This window comes from Actinoplanes sp. NPDC051537, assembly GCF_055586105.1.
Map to the genome: position 1 here is coordinate 49097 of NZ_JBVJIU010000017.1, position 16887 is coordinate 65983.

Annotated in this window: 10 protein-coding genes and 1 pseudogene; 8 read left to right on the plus strand and 3 right to left on the minus strand. The window is 72.3% G+C overall.

Annotated elements, in window-relative coordinates; all coding sequences use genetic code 11:
* Positions 1 to 2 precede the first annotated feature (2 nt).
* Both ACZ6TB_RS35455 and ACZ6TB_RS35460 read left to right on the plus strand, forming a co-directional pair.
* On the plus strand, positions 3 to 1106 hold the full coding sequence (locus ACZ6TB_RS35455; RefSeq protein ID WP_465562051.1) for an MFS transporter: 1104 nt from the start codon (positions 3 to 5) through the stop codon (positions 1104 to 1106).
* Positions 1107 to 1118: 12 nt separating this feature from the next.
* Positions 1119 to 1528: pseudogene (locus ACZ6TB_RS35460) on the plus strand (IS701 family transposase); the annotation flags it as partial.
* A 126-nt stretch (positions 1529 to 1654) separates the two neighbouring features.
* On the opposite strand, the gene ACZ6TB_RS35465 reads toward ACZ6TB_RS35460, so the two are convergent.
* On the minus strand, positions 1655 to 5296 hold the full coding sequence (locus ACZ6TB_RS35465) for an NACHT domain-containing protein (protein ID WP_465562053.1): 3642 nt from the start codon (positions 5294 to 5296) through the stop codon (positions 1655 to 1657).
* Between the two features lie 117 nt (positions 5297 to 5413).
* Here ACZ6TB_RS35465 and ACZ6TB_RS35470 point away from each other — a divergent pair, with 117 nt between their 5' ends.
* Positions 5414 to 6571 carry an NAD(P)/FAD-dependent oxidoreductase gene (locus tag ACZ6TB_RS35470; RefSeq protein ID WP_465562055.1) on the plus strand — a complete coding sequence of 386 codons (1158 nt, stop codon included), beginning with the start codon at positions 5414 to 5416 and terminating at the stop codon, positions 6569 to 6571.
* Between the two features lie 3 nt (positions 6572 to 6574).
* Here ACZ6TB_RS35470 and ACZ6TB_RS35475 read toward each other — a convergent pair whose 3' ends face one another.
* Positions 6575 to 9205, minus strand: a complete 2631-nt coding sequence (locus ACZ6TB_RS35475; RefSeq protein WP_465562057.1) for a LuxR C-terminal-related transcriptional regulator — start codon at positions 9203 to 9205, stop codon at positions 6575 to 6577.
* A gap of 185 nt (positions 9206 to 9390) precedes the next feature.
* Between ACZ6TB_RS35475 and ACZ6TB_RS35480 the strand changes: the two genes are divergently transcribed.
* Entirely contained in the window at positions 9391 to 10245 is an 855-nt protein-coding gene (locus ACZ6TB_RS35480) for an alpha/beta hydrolase family protein (RefSeq protein ID WP_465562058.1), read from the plus strand.
* Between the two features lie 310 nt (positions 10246 to 10555).
* Here ACZ6TB_RS35480 and ACZ6TB_RS35485 read toward each other — a convergent pair whose 3' ends face one another.
* On the minus strand, positions 10556 to 11746 hold the full coding sequence (locus ACZ6TB_RS35485) for an FAD-dependent monooxygenase (RefSeq protein ID WP_465562060.1): 1191 nt from the start codon (positions 11744 to 11746) through the stop codon (positions 10556 to 10558).
* Positions 11747 to 12129: 383 nt separating this feature from the next.
* On the opposite strand from ACZ6TB_RS35485, the gene ACZ6TB_RS35490 reads away from it, so the two are divergent.
* Genes ACZ6TB_RS35490 through ACZ6TB_RS35505 form a run of 4 tightly spaced genes read left to right on the plus strand, consistent with a single transcriptional unit; the run spans position 12130 to position 16860 of the window.
* Positions 12130 to 13299, plus strand: coding sequence for a substrate-binding domain-containing protein (locus ACZ6TB_RS35490; protein WP_465562062.1), 1170 nt, complete (start codon positions 12130 to 12132; stop codon positions 13297 to 13299).
* Positions 13299 to 14858 carry a sugar ABC transporter ATP-binding protein gene (locus tag ACZ6TB_RS35495; protein ID WP_465562064.1) on the plus strand — a complete coding sequence of 520 codons (1560 nt, stop codon included), beginning with the start codon at positions 13299 to 13301 and terminating at the stop codon, positions 14856 to 14858. The genes ACZ6TB_RS35490 and ACZ6TB_RS35495 overlap by 1 nt, the downstream gene beginning before the upstream one ends.
* A complete protein-coding gene (locus ACZ6TB_RS35500; protein ID WP_465562066.1) occupies positions 14855 to 15826 on the plus strand; it encodes an ABC transporter permease in 972 nt (323 codons plus the stop codon). Before ACZ6TB_RS35495 ends, ACZ6TB_RS35500 begins: the two co-directional genes overlap by 4 nt.
* Positions 15823 to 16860, plus strand: coding sequence for an ABC transporter permease (locus tag ACZ6TB_RS35505; RefSeq protein ID WP_465562068.1), 1038 nt, complete (start codon positions 15823 to 15825; stop codon positions 16858 to 16860). Before ACZ6TB_RS35500 ends, ACZ6TB_RS35505 begins: the two co-directional genes overlap by 4 nt.
* The last annotated feature ends 27 nt before the right edge of the window (positions 16861 to 16887 follow it).

Here is a 16887-nt window from a genome sequence, read left to right on the forward strand (position 1 = left end):
GCATGAAGGTTGCCGCTCTCGCCCCGATCGCCGGCTCGTCGCTCGGCTTCTACCTGCCGCTCGCCGTCGTCCCGCTGTTCGCCCAGGCGTCCTCGGCCGGGCTCGCCACCGGCGCGTTCCTGGTCGCGACCGTGCTGTTCGAGCTGGTCACGCCCCGCATCGTGGCCCGGCTCGGCTACCGGCTGACGCTCGCGACCGGGCTGATCCTGCTCGGCGCGCCGGCCCTGCTGTTCCTGCGGTTCGACGCGCCGGCCCTGGTCGTCGCCGTCAACGCGGTGCGCGGCGTCGGCTTCGCGATCGCCACCGTCGCCGGCGGCGCGCTGACCGCCTCGATGGTCTCGGCGAGCCGCCGCGGCCAGGGCGTCGCGGTGGTCGGCCTGGTCAGCGGGGTGTGCTCGCTGCTGGCCATGCCGCTGGGCATGTGGCTGGCCGGCCGGTACGGCTTCGGGCTGGTCTTCGCGCTGACCGCCGCCGCCCCGCTGGCCGCCCTGCCCGCGCTGCCCGCCCTGCCGCGCTCGGCGCCGCCGCCGTCCGGGGAACGGCACGCGCTGCGCCCGGTGGTCCGGCCCGCGATCGTCTTCGCCGCCTGCACCTCCGCGGCCGGCGTCATGGTCACCTTCCTGCCGCTGGCCGTCTCCGGCGCCCAGGCGTCGATCGCGCTGCTGGTGCAGCCGGCCGTCGCGACCGCGTTCCGCTGGCTGGCGGGCCGGATCGGCGACCGTGTCGGCCAGGCCCGCCTGCTGGTCCCCGGCATGCTCCTGTCGATCGGCGGGATGGGCGCGCTCGCCCTGGTCGGCTCCCCCGCCGCGATCCTGATCGGCGCGGCCGTCTTCGGCGCCGGCTTCGGCATCCTGCAGAACGCCACCCTCACCATGATGTACGCGAGCGTGCCGCTCTCGTCCTACAGCGGGGTCAGCGCGATCTGGAACGCCGCCTACGACCTGGGCATGGCCGTCGGCGCGATCGGCGTCGGCCTGATCGTCTCCTCGGCCGGCTTCCCGCTCGCGTTCCTGCTCACCGCCGCCGTCATGGTCCCGGCCCTGGCCCTCTGCCGCCGGCCGCGCGCGGCGGTCGCCACCCCGGAACCCGAGCTGGTCCCGGCCTAGTAGGCCCGCAGAGTCACCTGGCGCGACAGCTCCCGCCACCGCAACGGCCGAGCAGTGCCGATGAGCTCGAAGTTTGTTTCCCACGGGTCCGCCCGGCCGGGCCGGCCATCCGGTCGGCCAACCTGGGCCAGGATCTGCCCGAGGCGTGGCTGATCGCCGAATGGCCGACCGGTGAGCCTGAGCCGGTCAAGTACCGGTTGTCGAACCTGCCCGCCACCACCGCGAAACGCACTCTGATCCGGCTGGCGAAGCTGCGCTGGCACATCGAACACGACTACCGCGAAGTCAAAACCGGTCTCGGGCTGGACCACTACGAGGGCCGCACCTGGCCAGGCTGGCACCACCACACCACCCTCGGCTCCGCCGCCCACGCGTTCCTCACCCTGCAGCGAATGGACCCCAAAACCCGTGCGCCGGAATGACTCTCTACGCCGTACTTCGACGCCTGCAACACCTGCTCGCCCGCCTCATCGGCACCTGCCCCACCTGCCAAACCCGCTTCCCGCAACGCAATCACCGCACGGGAAGAGGACCATGACAAAGCACTACTAGTCGACGATCGCGCCGTTGCGGGCCAGGTACCGGGCGACCTCGGGCGCGAGGCCGGCGGTCTCTCGGAAGATCGCGCCGCGGACCTTGGTGCTGAGGTTCGCGGAGGCGATCTCCTTGCCCGATCCGAGGTCGTAGGCGGCGAGGCCGCCGTACGCGTCGCTGACGATCAGGGCGTCGTGGCGGTCGAACACAAAGGAGGTGACGTTGCGGCCGTCGTCGATCCGGAGGAGGGGGCGGCCCGGCTCGCGGGGCTTCGCCACCACGACGCCGCCGTCGACGGACACCGCGGCGAGGCCGCCGTCGTGGCTCAATTTGTAGAGGCGTGAATACTTGGCCGGGTACCCGAGGGTCAGCGACTCGTAGGGCGCCACCTCGGGCGGGAAGTCGACCGTTCGCGCCGTGCCCGCGTCCAGGTCGAACAGCTGGAGCCGCACACCGCCGTCATCGGTGAAACCGATCACCGCCGCGCCGGCCTCGCCGTACAACTCCAGATTCATGCTGTCGCCGTCGGGCAGCCGGACCGTCCGATGCGGGCGGTAGCTCAACCCCGCGGCCGAGTAGGTCACCTCGAAGACCTCCACGTCGGCCACGCCGTCCCGCGACTCGAGCGTGGTCAGGCCGAAGACCCGGCCGGCCGCGTTGACCTCGAAGTAGACGTCGGTGCCCGGCACCGCGACGGTCGACGCCACGACGCCGGCCGCGAGCTCCCGGATCGTGATCAGCCACCCGTCGTCCCCCTGGTGGAGCTCGAGCAGGTAGTTGACGCCGTCGACGTGGAGGCCGTCGCCGGACTGGCCGAGGACGGGAACCGGCGAGACCGTCCCGGCCGGGTCGAGCAGCACCCCGGCGTAGCCCGAGGACGACTTCTCGTGCTCCTGGTAGACGACCAGGAGGAGGCCGTCCGGGAAGACCGTCAGGTCGTCCAGGCGGTCGCCGGCGTCGAAGACGACGACCGGCGGCGCGGACCGGTCCCACCGGTAGATCTTGTTGTCCCGGGTGAGGCAGTAGACCGGCAGATCGCCGCGGCACCCGACGGCGTGGGCCGCGCCCCGCTCGAAGCCGAGGTACTGCATCCCGCCGAACCGCGCCCCGGTGAAGTCGGCGCCGCTGAGGTCGGCGTCCTCGAAGTCCGTGGCCTCGAGCAGGGCGCCGCGCAGCGAGGCGCCGGTGAGATCCATGCTCCGATCGCCCCGGTCGAACTGGGCCAGGAACAGGTTCGCGTCGTCGAGCATCCGGCCGCGCAGCACCCCGGTGTCGATCCGCGCGAGGATCTCGATGATGTTCGATCCCAGGTATCCCCCGGGAGCCGAGCCGATCCCGGAGGCGGCCCGGAGCAGCGCGATCAGCGGCTCGGCGACGCCGGCCACGAGCATCGGCATCATCAGGTCGAAGACCGCCGGCGTGCCCGCCCACTCGCCCAGCGTCTCGACGAGCCGCCCGGGCTCCTCGGCTCGCCAGCCGCTCGCCGACGCGCGGTCGGCGGCCGACGTCGACGGCAGCTCGGACCAGGTGAACGACGGGTCGCCGGCCGGGGTGGCCGAGCCGGCCAGGGCCATGAAGTCCTCGTTCATCACGCCCAGCTCGGCGGCGATCTTGTAGGCGGCGAAGAACTCCAGCAGCGAGCGGTGGGCCGGGGAGTAGTCGCCGTCGGCGTTCCGGACCAGCATCGTCTGGCCGAGCATGTCGTAGTGCCAGTGGTCGAGGTCGCGCTGTTCCTGGACGGCGGGGCCGAAGCAGGCGCGGATGTGGTCGGGGATGGCGCGGTAGTTGATGCTCAAAATCGATTCCTTGAGCATGTACGCCGACAGCTCGCACAGGAAGTAGACCTTGTCGGCCAGCGACGTGAACGTGCGCTCGGCCCGGATGTCGGCGTCGATCTTCTGTTGCACCGCGTACAGGTAGACCCGGGAGATGTCGATCCGGGCGCCGCGCTCGATGGCGGGCAGCGCCGAGAGCACGAGGTCGGCCATGACCGGGCGCCGCATCAGGTCGACCAGGTCCTGGTTCTGCAGGACCGCCTCCTTGGTGGCGCCGGTCGTCAGCCGGTCGAGCAGCTCACCCACCTGCTCGTCGTCGAACGGCTGGAGCTCGACCACCTCGAACTGCGGCGGCTCGCCGGTCAGCGCCTGGGTCGAGGCGACCAGCCGGGCGCTGAGCACGTCGCGGCCCTCGCGCGCCTCCGGGAAGTGCTCGGTGCGGCAGGTGAGCAGCACCTTCGAGCCGGGGACGACGGCCCGGGCCAGCTCCCAGAAGTTGTTGATCATCGCTTGGCGGTCGACCCGGGCCGCCATCTCGTCGAAGCCGTCGAAGATCAGCAGCAGCCGGCCCATCCGGTTGAGCGCCTCGAAGACGCCGTACCCGCCGGGCAGGATCTCGTGCTTGCGGAAGAAGAACTCGCTGAACAGCGACTCGAGGCTGACCGCCTTGGCGTAGTCGCGCAGCGGGATCACCAGCGGCAGGCGCGGGCGCTTGCGGCCGGAGGCCTTGGCCGCCCGCCATTCCTGAGCGACCGTCCAGGCGAAGTGGAGGCTGAACCAGCTCTTGCCCATGCCGAACTCGCCGAGGATCGACAGGTGCTCCTTGGCGTCGTCGTCCATCCAGGAGCGCACGTACTCGCCGAGCCCGCCCTCCCGCCACGGGTAGACGCTCCGCGCCGCGATCCGGCCGGTGCGCCGGTCGGGCTCGTCCTTGACGCAGGACAGCGGCACGAACCGCTGCTCGATCCGGCGGTCGCGGACCTCGCGCTCGAGCCACTCCAGGTAGGGCTCGAAGTCGGCGCTCTCGTCGATCAGCTCGTCGAGCGTGTAGCAGAAGACCTGGTCGAGCTGCTCGTCGGCGGCGCGGGCGGCGTTGCTGATCCGCTGCGGCACGATCACCCAGCCCTCGGACGCGTCATGGGCCGCCACCAGCTCGGCGGCCCGGGTGACGTCGGGGGCGCTGAGCTCGCCGCTCTTGCCGAGGACGACCGCGGTGTCGTAGCCGCGGCGGGCCGGCACCCGGACCAGCCAGACGAACTCGGCCGGCGTGGACTCGACCTCGCGGAGGATGCGGTACTCCACGGCGGCGAACCACTCGCGTACCTCGTTGGCCAGGTGCCGGATCGGGGTGACCTCCCCGCCCTCCTGCCGCAGGATCTCCTCGCGGGTGTTCATCCGGTCGATCCGCTTGATCAGCCCGGCGAGCGACTCCTGGATGTCGTTGACGCCGCGCTCCATCCGGGTCTCGGCGGCGGTGCGGGTGCGGTCGACCAGCCGGTTGAAGACGATCGAGAAGCCGGTGACCTCGCGGGCCAGGTTGTAGTCGAGGCGGCCGAGCGCGCCGGTCTCCTCGTTCCACTGGAGGATCTCGGTGACCTCGCGGTCGAGGTGGGCCGGGTCGCCGGTGACGAAGGACCGCTCGAAAGCCGCGCGCACGTACTGGTTCTGGAACAGCCGCAGCACCGGCTCGGGCTTGCCGTAGCAGTACTCGACCACCGTGTACGTGTAGACGCCGGCGAAGTCGGGCGGTGGCGCGTCCGGTGCCATGCCCAGCTTGTGCAGGACGGCGACCACGCCCTCCTTGCGCTTCAGCCGGTCGGTCGCGGGCTTGGCGATGGCGCCGAGGACCTTGAACGCCGTGGACAGTTCCGCTCCGGACATGACTGCCTTGTATCACGCATCCCGGCCCGGTGTAACCGAGGCGCGCTCCGCCGAGCGAACGGATTAGTGCGGCTGATCGGGGCTTTCGGGCCCGTGTCCAGCCGATACGCTGCGGCGATGGTGACTCATGTGGTGGTGCTGGGCGCCGGGTTCGGTGGCCTCGAACTGGCGACGACGGTGGCCGGGCGATGCGGCGCGGGCGCCGAGGTGACGCTGATCGATCAGGCCGAGGGGTTCGTCTTCGGCTTCTCCAAGCTCGACGTCATGTTCGGCCGGGCGCCGGCCGAGCACGTGCTGCACCGTTACGCGGCCATGGCCCAGCCCGGCGTCCGGTTCGTCCCGGCCACCGTCACGGCGATCGACCCCGCGCGACGGCACGTCACCACCAGCGCCGGCGACTTCGAGGCCGACATCCTGGTGGTGGCGCTCGGCGCCGACCTGGACCCGGCCGGGACGCCCGGCCTGGTCGAGGGCGGGACCGAGTTCTACACCGTGGCCGGGGCGTTCGCCGCCCGCGACGCGCTGGACCGGTTCGAGGGCGGCCGGGTGGTCGTCGGCGTGACGTCGACGCCGTTCAAGTGCCCGCCGGCGCCGAGCGAGACCGCGCTGCTGGTGCACGAGTTCCTCACCGCGCGCGGCCTGCGCGACCGGTCGGAGATCGCGCTCGTCATGCCCCTGGGCACGCCGATCCCGCCGTCGCCCGACGCCTCGAAGGCGGTGCTGGCCGCGTTCGAGGAGCGGGGCATCGCCTGGCACGGGTCGAAGCTGATCACGTCCCTCGACCCCGGCCGGAAGGTGGCGGTCCTCAGCGACGGCGGCGAGATCCCGTACGACCTGTTCCTGGGTGTTCCCGTCCATCGGGCGCCCCGGGTGGTGACCGAATCGGGTCTGGCCGTCGACGGGTGGATCCCGGTCGACCCGCTCACCCTCGAAACCCGATTCCCGCAGGTGTACGCGGTGGGCGACGTCACCAGCGTGGGAACGCCCAAGGCCGGGGTGTTCGCCGAGGGCCAGGCCGCCGTCGCCGCGTCCCGGATCGTCGACCTGGTGCAGGGCCGCACGCCCGACCGGCAGTACGACGGGGTCGGGGTCTGCTTCCTCGAGTTCGGACAGGACGAGGTGGCCAAGGTCGAGGTGCGGTTCCGGTCGGGGCAGCCGCCGGTCGGCACGCTCGAGGGGCCGTCGGCGGCGCTGGCTTCCGACAAGACCGAGTTCGGGGCGTCGCGGATCCGGCGCTGGTTCGGCCACGAGTGGGAGCCGGTCTCGGGCGGCTGATTCTCAACCGGCCAGGAAGCGGGCCAGCTCGGTGCGGGAGCGCACGCCCAGGCGGGCGAAGACGTTGCGCAGGTGGTGGTCGACGGTGCGCGGGCTCAGGTGCAGTTGCTGGGCCACCTCGCGGTTGGTGGCGCCCTCGGCCACCAGGCCGGCGATCCGCTCCTGCTGAGCGGTCAGCGGCGGGCCCGCGGGCGGGGCCACGGGGGCCCGTTCGCCGGCCGCGCGCAGTTCGAGGGCGGCCTGCTCGGCCCAGGGGGACGCGTCCAGCCGGTGGAAGGTGTCGACGGCCTCGCGCAGGTGCTCGCGGGCCTCCCGATGGTGCCGGAGGCGGCGCAGGTGCCGGCCGTAGAGCAGGGCGGTGTGCGCGCGGGCGAAACCGGGCTCGTGGCGGCGCAGGGCCTCGCGGAAATGGTCGTCGGCGGCGCCGGCCTCGGTGGTGAGCAGGGCCCGGCAGCGGGCGCGCATCGCCAGCCACGGCTCCTCGGCGGTGTGCCCGGCCCAGCGGTCGAAGCCGGCGGCCATCCGGGCGTGCGATGCGGCCGCGGCGGCCGCCGTCGGGGCGTGCGATGTGGCCGCGGCGGCCTCCATCGGGGCGTGCGATGCGGTCGCGGAGGCGGCCATCGGGGCGTGCGGTGCGGTCGCGGCGGCCGCCTCCAGCAGGTGCGGGATCACGGCCACCCGCAGGATCGCCGAGCCGCGCCCGGGCGGGGCCGCGACCAGGGCGGCCAGCCGGGTGGTGGCCTGGGCGGGACGGCCCTCGACCAGGTCGAGCAGGGCGTAGGCCCAGGCGGCCAGGTCGCGGCTCTCGTCGGTGCGGGTGGTCGCGGCGCGGCAGCGCTGTTCGCCGGTGGGGCGGTCGCCGACGAGCGCGGCCAGCACGGCCAACAGGGCGACGTGGGTGTCGGCCAGGTCGAGGCGGCCGGCGCCGCGAGCGGCGGCGGCGCCGTCGAGGGCGGCCTGGGTGGCGGCCTCGTAGCGGCCGGCGGCCAGCTCGGCGTAGGCGGCGGCCTCCAGGGCGGCCGGCACCACGGCGTGCGCGCCGGTCTGGCGGGCCCGGTCGGCGGCGCGCCGGGCCAGGCCGGCCCCGCGGCGGTCGCGGCCGACCAGGATGCCGGCCATGGCGGCGGCGGTCAGCAGGGCGGGGTCGTCGACGCGGTCGGCCAGGGTCAGCACGGCCCGGAAGTGGGCGAAGGCGCCGGCGTCGTCGCCGCTCATCAGGTCGGCCAGGCCGCGCACCTGCCGGAACGCCAGGTCGGCGGGCTGGATCGGCAGGGTGTTCACCAGGGCCACGTAGCGGCCGGGGTCGCCGGCCCGGCAGCAGGCCTCGCCGGCCAGGAGCAGGGCCTCCAGGGCGCCGGGGACGTCGGTGGGCAGCAGCTCGGCGGCCACGTCGAGGAGGGTGTCGCGGGAGTTCAGCGGGTCGCCGCGCAGGCGCAGCTCGGCGGTCAGGCCACGGGCCCGGGCGCGGACCTGCGCGGTGGCGGGGCCGGAGCCGATGCGGCGCAGCAGCGGGGTGGCCTCGTGCGAGAGGCCGGCGGTCGTGAAGTGGCGGGCGGCCGCCAGAAGGTGGGGTGCGGGCGCGGGGGCGAGCTCCGACGCGTACCGGAAAGCAAGCGCGGAAAGCTCGGGCGCGGCACCCGCAGAGGCCGCGATCAGCTCGCGGGCCAGGGCGGCGCCGGGGCCGATGGTGGCGGCCGCACGGTGCAGGAGGCCGGGCAGGCCGGGCATGATCGCGGCCAGGGCTCGGTGGGCGCGGTGGCGCTCGGTGACGGGCGCGTCGTGGTAGACCACCGCGCGGAGGGCCTTGGGTACGAAATGGACTTTGTCACCAAATACCGATATGAGGCAGCCTCGCTCGGCCGGCGCCAGCGCCCGAAGCGCGGCCTCGGACCGCCCGCCCGCGCGCACCAGATCGGATAAATCCGGAAAAGGTGGGGTGGCGGCGAGCAGCAGGGCCGACCGGGTCGCCGACGGCAGGGCGGCGACCTCGGCGCGGAGGCGGTCACCGAGCGCGTTGCCGGGTGGAAGGCACGGCGGCAACGGCTCGAACCCGCGCCGCTGGGCCGGCGTGAGCCCGTTCCCGATGGCGAGCAGCGCGGCCGGGTTGCCCGCCGCGAGCGCCACCACCGCGGCCGCCACGTCGTCGGCGACGTCCGGGGGCAGCAGCGCGTGGGCCTCCCGGTCGGTGAGCGGACCGCGCCGCAGCTCGGGCAGGCCGTCGGCGAGGCCGGGCGGGCCGGACGCGACGATCGCCACCGGGATGTCGCCGATCCGGCGCGCGGCCAGGCGGAACAGGCTCCACGACGGCCGGTCCAGCCGGTCGGCGTCGTCGAGCAGGCAGAGCAACGGCCGCTGGGCGCTCGCTCGCCGGAACGCCTCGACGAGCGCCATCCCGGCCCGCAGCGGGCAGGCGGCGGGATCGATCAAAATCGGAAGACGGGCGATTCCGCCGTACGGGATGAAGCTCTCGTCCTGGAATCCCGGCGCGCGCCAGATGGCCCATCCGCCGGCCCGCGCCTCGGCCGACCGCAGCACCGTGGTGCGCCCGGAGCCGGGCTCGCCGGTCACCACCAGCGCGCCGCCCCGCCCGCCGGCCGCCGCGCGCAGCAGATCGGCCAGCACAGGTTCTTGCACTGCCGGTGCATCAACCATGCTCGGAGTCTTACGTCGATCAATGCCTCGGCGGAAGGCGATTTCGGTTGATGCCATTTCGCGCTTGTTACGGAGGCCGGTGATTTCGCCGATGCGCGTTCCGTCCGGCCGCTCGAACACTGGCGGGCATCCATCCCCCATTTCCCGGGAGCGTCCTGGTGAGAACGATGACCCGCAGGTTCCTGGCCACCGCGGCGGCCGTCGCGCTGCTGTCCGTGGCGCCGGCGACGACCGCGCACGCCGCCGACAACCCGTACCAGCGCGGCCCCGCCCCGACATTGGCCGCACTCGATGCGTCGCGCGGGCCGTACGCGGTCTCGCAGACGTCGGTCCCCTCGACGGTGAGCGGCTTCGGCGGCGGCCAGATCTACTACCCGGCGACGACCGCCGACGGCACGTTCGGGGCGGTCGCGATCTCGCCCGGCTTCACCGCCACCTGGTCGAGCATCGCGTGGCTGGGCCCGCGGATCGCCTCGCACGGCTTCGTGGTGATCGGCATCGAGACCAACACCCTCTACGACCAGCCGGCCCAGCGCGGCGACGAGCTGCTGGCCGCGCTCGACTACCTGACCGCGCAGAGCTCGGTTCGCACCCGGGTCGACGCCGCCCGCCTCGCGGTGGCCGGCCACTCGATGGGCGGCGGCGGCACCCTCGAGGCGGCGAAGGACCGGCCGTCGCTGCAGGCGGCCGTCCCGCTGGCGCCCTGGGACACCGACAAGTCGTGGACCGACATCCGCGTGCCGACCCTGATCGTCGGCGGCGAGTCCGACACGATCGCCCCGGTGGCGTCCCACGCGATCCCGTTCTACAACACGATTCCGGCGGCGTCGGAAAAGGCGTATCTGGAGCTGAACAACGCGAGCCACTTCTTCCCGCAGACCGTCAACACCCTGACCGGCCGGCTGGCGGTGGCGTGGCTGAAGCGCTTCGTCGACGACGACACGAGATATGACCAGTTCATCTGCCCGGGCCCGACCGGAAGCAGCGTGAGCGATTACCGCAACACCTGCCCGCTCGCCTGAGCACCGCCGGTGATGCCCGGCCCCGGGTTGCGCCGGGGCCGGGCAATCGTCGGAGATCCGGCAGTGGTGGGCGAACAGCAGCCTCACACCGGCCCTCGCCTGGCGTGCCGCCAGCTTCCACGTCGAGATGGGCCGGCGCGCCTGCGCACAGCGCACCGGGGCCGCGTGCGGGCCGCGTCCCTTGCCGCGGTGCCGGTCGGCGCCCTCGTCGACGTGCGGGGTGCGGCTGCCGCGGGTGGGGGGCGCGGGCAGGTGGCGCTCGAACCGAGCGGCAAGCTGGTGCTCGCGCGGGCGAGCGGCGGCGTGGAGGTCATGAACCTTTGAGCGGGACGTGGTCTTCCGGGCGTAGCTGGGTGGCGTCGTAGCGGTAGATGGACTCGAGCATCGGGGCCGACAGGTTGGTGCCGCCGTTGGCCAGGGCCTCGTCGCGCGCCTTCTGGGCGTCGCCGTCGGGGAGGTGGAAGCGGGTCTTGTTGCCGGCCGACATGGCCTGGATGCGGGACGTTCGCGGGAGGCGCAGGGACTCGTAGCGGCGCAGCGCGTCGGCCGGGTCAGCCGCGGCGGCCAGGCAGCCGGCCAGCACCGCGCCGTCCTCGATGGCCTGGGCGGCGCCCTGGGCCATGAACGGGAGCATCGGGTGGCAGGCGTCGCCGAGCAGCGTGACGCGGCCCGCGGACCAGTGCGGGAGCGGCGGGCGGTCGAAGAGGGCCCAGACGTACGTCTCGTCGACCGTGTCCAGGATCTGGTGGATCAGCGGGTGCCAGCCCGCGTAACAGTCCCGCGCGGCGGTCACGTCGCCCCGGTCGGTCCAGGACTCGCGGGTCCAGGTGTCCTGCTCGACGATCGCCACGAAGTTCAGGAAACGGCCCGCGCCGACGAAGTAGTGGATGAAATGGCGGCCGGGGCCCAGCCAGAGCTGGGTCACGACCTCGAGCGACAGGTGGCGCACGCGCTCGGCGGGAATCAGGCCGCGGTACGCCACGCAGCCGGTGAACCGGGGGCGGCCGGGGCCGAGCAGCCCGTCGTGGACGGCCGAGTGGATGCCGTCGGCGCCGACCAGCACGTCGGCGCCGACGCTCGCGCCGTCGGCGAAGCGGACCCGGACGGTGTCGCCGGCATCGTCGAAACCGGTCACCCGGCGGCCCAGGTGGATGCGCTCCGGCGGGATGGCGGCGGCCAGCACGGCGAGCAGGTCGGACCGGCGGACCTGGTAGTACGGGAAGCCGAAGTCGGCCTGCGGCGCGTCGAGCAGCACGCGGCCGTCGTCCCAGCGGCGCTGGCGCAGGGAGCCCGGGCGCACGCCGACCCGGTCCAGCGGGCCGGCCAGCCCGAGACCGTGCAGGAGGCGGGTCGCGTTCGGGCTGATCTGCACGCCGGCGCCGATCTCGGCCAGGGCGCTCGCCCGTTCGTACACGTGCACGTCGAAACCGGCCGCGAGCAGCGACAACGCCGCGCTGAGCCCGCCGATGCCCCCGCCGGCGACACCGACCGAAAGAGCCATGGGCCGAGCCTAGGGCGGGCGATGCCCGTCCGGTGGCCCGTCGAAGCGATTCGACAACGATACCTACCGATTGATCCCCCTCCTGAGATCGTTCACAATGATGATCATCGGGACCGGCGGACGATCACGTGATCGGAAACTCGCTGGATACACCGTGGACACCATCCTCCACCTCCGGAAACGCTGTCAAGGCGGGGTTTCTCCTCGTCAGCCCGACCGCGGGTCAATGTCACGAACCCGTAACGTCGCCGTAGTGAGGCCTTGACAGCGCGTGTGCGGCGCAAGCATGTTTGCGTTCACAATTTCGCCCGCCAAGCGCACCACGAGGCGGTCGCCTCCGCTCCCCCGGTTCTTCTCTCACCCAGCGCAAAGGACGATTTCGCATGAAGGCACGTCGCAGGATTGCCGTCGCGGCCTCGGCCGCCACGGCGGCGGCTCTACTCGCCGCCTGCAGCACCGGCACCGACAACTCCGGCTCGTCGAGCGGCGGCGACGCCTCGGCGGCCCCGGTCTCCACCACCCTCGGCCAGGCCACCAACGGCGTCCCGGCCGCGATCACCGCGGCCGGCGGCACCGAGCTGCTCACCACGCCGAAGGCGGAGGGCGTGTCGGCCGCGTACGGCCCCGTCTGCAAGGGCGCGGACCTGGGCATCGCCAAGATCGACTTCGCCAAGGACACGATCGGCTGGGCGCAGTCCGAGAAGGAGGCCAACCCGTTCCGCATCGCCTCCACCAAGTCGCAGGTGGAGACGGCCAAGGCCAAGGGCTGGAAGCTGCTGACCACGAACGCGCAGTCGAACGTGCAGCAGGAGAACAGCGACATCAAGGGCATGATCGACAAGGGCGCGAAGGCGATCATCTTCTCGCCGATCAACTCGACCGGCCTGGGCGACGCCATCGCGTACGCCAAGTCCAAGAAGGTCGCGATGATCCCGGTCGACCGCAACATCACCGGGGTCCAGGGCTGCAAGGACGTCGGCCCGCAGCTCGGGTCGGACTTCGTGGAGCAGGGCCGCCGCGCGGCCGACGCGATGATCAAGGCGACCGGCGGCAAGGCCAACCTGGCCATCCTGCTCGGCGCCTCCGGCGTCAACGTCACCGACGACCGCACCGCCGGCTTCCTCGACCAGCTCAAGGCCAAGGGCGCCGACGGCATCAAGGTCATCTTCCAGCAGACCGCCGACTTCACCCGGGAGAAGGGCAAGAGCGTCACCGAGACGCTGCTGCGCGCCCACCCGGACGTCAACGCGATCTACGCCGAGAACGACGAGATGGGCCTGGGCGCGCTGGCCGCGCTCGACGACGCCGGCAAGTCCGGCATCAAGAACGTGCACATCGTCTCGATCGACGGCACCAAGGGCGCCGTGCAGGCGATCGTCGACGGCAACTTCGACGCCGTGATCGAGTCGAACCCGGCGTTCGGCCCGGCCGCGCAGGCCGCGCTCGAGGCGTACGTGAACGGCGACGGCGCCCCGGCGGTCACCATCACCACCGACAACCAGTACGACTCCTCCAACGCCGCTGAGGCCCTCAGCTCGGGCAAGGCCTACTGATGACCACGCCGGTGTTGGCGGTCACGTCGGCCAGCAAACGGTTCGCCGGAGTACGTGCCCTCGAGGATGTCTCGATCGAGCTGCACCCGGGCTCGGTGCACGCGCTCGTCGGTGAGAACGGGGCCGGGAAGTCGACGCTGATCAAGCTGATCACCGGCGTGTATCAGCTGGACAGCGGATCCGTACGGCTGCGGGGCGAAGACGTGGCCTTCGCTTCGCCCCGCAGCGCACAGCAGGCCGGGATCGCCACCATCTACCAGGAGGTGCATCTCGCGCCGCAGCTCAGCGTCGCGCGCAACTTCTTCCTCGGCCGGGAGCCGACCCGCCTCGGCTCGCTCGACCTCAAGCGGATGAACCGCGAGGCGGGCGAGGCGCTCAAGCGGTACGGGATCGTGGCCGACGTGAAGCGGCCGCTCGGCGAGCTCGGCCTCGGCATCCAGCAGATGGTCGCGATCGCCCGCGCGGTCGAGACCGACGCCAGCGTCGTGATCATGGACGAGCCGACGTCGTCGCTCGAGCCGCGCGAGGTTGACCTGCTGCTCGACCTGGTCGGGCAGCTCAAGGCCAAGGGCGTGGCGATCGTGTACGTGTCGCACAAGCTCGACGAGGTCTTCCGGGCGTGCGACATGATCACGGTGCTGCGCGACGGCAAGCTGGTCTCGACCGGCCCCACCTCCGAGCTCACCCGGCGGCAGCTGATCGCCCGGATGCTCGGGCGGGACGCGGCCGAGCTGGACGTGGACGGCCGGACGAAGATGGGCCGCCGGGAGATAACGGACCAGGAGCCCGTCCTCCGGGCCGAGAACATGAACCGGCGGCTGATCCTCGAGGACGTCTCGGTCGTGGTGCGCCCGGGCGAGGTGGTCGGCCTGGCCGGCCTGCTCGGCTCGGGGCGCAGCGAGACCGCCAAGGCGATCTTCGGGGCGCTGCCGCTGGACTCGGGCCACATCTCGGTGGACGGCAAGGCGCTGACCCACCAGACGCCCGCCTCCCGCATCCGGGAGCGGGTGGCGCTGCTCCCCGAGGACCGCAAGGCCGAGGGGCTCATCCCGGACATGTCGATCCGCGACAACATCGGCCTCGCCGCGCTGCCCCAGCTCACGAAGTCGGGCCTGGTCTCGCGCAAGCGGGTGGACGACATCGTCAAGACCTTCATGACCCGGCTGCGGATCAAGGCGGCCGGCCCGAACCAGAAGGTGTCCGAGCTGTCCGGCGGCAATCAGCAGAAGGTGCTGCTGGCCCGCCTGCTCTGCCTCAACCCGCGGGTGCTGCTGCTGGACGAGCCGACCCGGGGCATCGACGTCGGGGCCAAGGCCGAGGTGCAGGCCCTGATCGCGGAGCTGGCCGAGAAGGGGATGGCCGTGGTGCTCATCTCCAGCGAGCTCGAGGAGGTGGTCGAGGGGTCGGACGCGGTCGTGGTGCTGCGCGACGGCACTCAGCTCGGCCGGCTCGTCGGGGAAGACATCAGTGAGGACAAGATCATGGACATGATCGCCGACGCCGCGTCGGAGCAGATCGAGGCCGAGTTGCAGACCGAAACCGAGGCGGCCGAGAAGTGACCACGCTCGCCGTCACCCTGCGGGACCGTTCCGCGCTCACCGCCTGGGCGCGCGAGCACGGCGTGTACCTGGCCCTGCTCGTGCTGATCGTCTACAACGCGATCGCCACCACCAACTTCCTCACGGTGGACACCGCGCAGCTGCTGTTCTCGCAGGTGCCGCCCGTGATCATCGTGTCGCTCGGGATGGCCCTGGTGATCGGCACCGGGGGCGTCGACCTGTCGGTCGGCGCCACCATGGCGATCGCCAGCGCCGTGCTGGCCAAGTTCGTGGTCACCGTGGGCGCGCCGATCGGCGTCGCGATGGCCGCCGCGGTGGTGGCCGGCCTGCTGGTCGGCCTCTTCAACGGCCTGGTCGTGGCGTTCGCCCGGGTCCAGCCGATCGTCGCCACGCTGGGCGTGCTGGTGGCCGGCCGGGGCATCGCGCTGGTCATCACCGGCGGGGCGCTGGTCGAGCTGTTCGTGCCCTTCTTCAAGGACGTGCGGCTCGGCAAGTTCCTCGGCATCCCGTACGTAATGATCGTGGCCGGCCTGCTCGCGGTGGCCGTGGCGTTCGTGGTCCGCCGCACCGCCTTCGGCTACCGCCTGCTCGCCATCGGCGGCAACCGCCGGGCCAGCGTGCTCGCCGGCCTGCCGGTGCGCCGCACCCTGATCGTCGTCTACGCGGTCTCCGGCACCCTGGCCGCGGTGGCCGGCGTCATCGCCACCGCCCGGCTGCGGGCCAGCGACCCGTCCTACATCGGCCTGCTGATGGAGCTGTCGGCGATCACCGCGGTGGTGGTCGGCGGCACGTCCCTCAACGGCGGCCGGGTCCGCATCCTCGGCACGGTCGCCGGCGCGATCCTGCTGCAGATGCTCGAGACCACGCTCGTCTCGCACAACGCGCCCGACTCGGTGGCCCGCATGGTCGAAGCCGTGATCATCATCGCCGCCGTCTACATCCAGCGCCCGGCAAGGAGCTCCAGGTGACACCCGCCGTGACGACCGAACAACCGGTGGCCGTCGCCGCCGACCACGGCGGCCGCGAGGCCGCCCGCGCCCGGGCCCGGGCCCTGACCTCGCTGATCTCGCGCAACGGCGCGGTCGCCGTGCTGATCATCGTGGTCGTGCTCGGCGCGCTGCTGGTGCCCTCCTTCGGCAAGCCCGACAACCTGCGCAACGTGGCCCTCGCCGCCTCGTTCATCGGGATCATCGCGGCCGGCATGACCTTCGTGATCATCAGCGGCGGGATCGACCTGTCGGTCGGTTCGACCTACGCCCTCGCCACCATCATCAGTGCCATGTACGCCCCGCGCGGCTCGTTCATCGCGGTCCTCTACGCCCTGGTCGCGGCCGGCCTGGTCGGCCTGATCCAGGGTCTGATCATCGCCCGCTGGCGGATGCCCGCCTTCATCGTCACCCTGGCGGGCCTCACCGGCGTCCGCGGCCTGGTCTTCTACATCACCCACGAGGGCAACGACCACCCACGGATCGAGGGACGCCTGGCCTTCGAAGCCCTCGGCACCGGCTCGCTGGCGACGATCGGCACGCCGGTCTGGATCATGCTGCTGGTCTTCGTGGCCGGCTGGTGGGCGCTCAACCGCACCCCGTTCGGGCAGTCCGTTCAGGCAGTTGGTGGCAACGAGAACGCTGCCGAGCTGATGGGCTTGCCCGTCAAGCGCACGCAGACCATCGTGTATGTCGTGAGTGGCCTGTGTGCCGGCCTCTCCGGCGTTCTCACCACGGCGCTCTCCGGAGGAGGTCAGGAGGCGCGGATCGGTGACGCTTACGAGCTGTCGGCGATCGCGGCCGTGGTGATCGGCGGGACGCTGCTCTCGGGCGGCGTCGGGTCGATGGTGGGCACGCTCGCCGGCGTCCTGCTGCTGTTCGTCATCCAGAACCTGATCGTGCAGGGCGCGAACCTCAACTCGTACGTGCAGCAGGTCGTCTCCGGCGGATTCCTGCTGGTGGTCGTGATTCTCCAGGCGGTGCTGAGCCGCAGGACAAACTCGGCCGACACATGAGCCCTGGCAACCCGCCCCTGCGCGGGC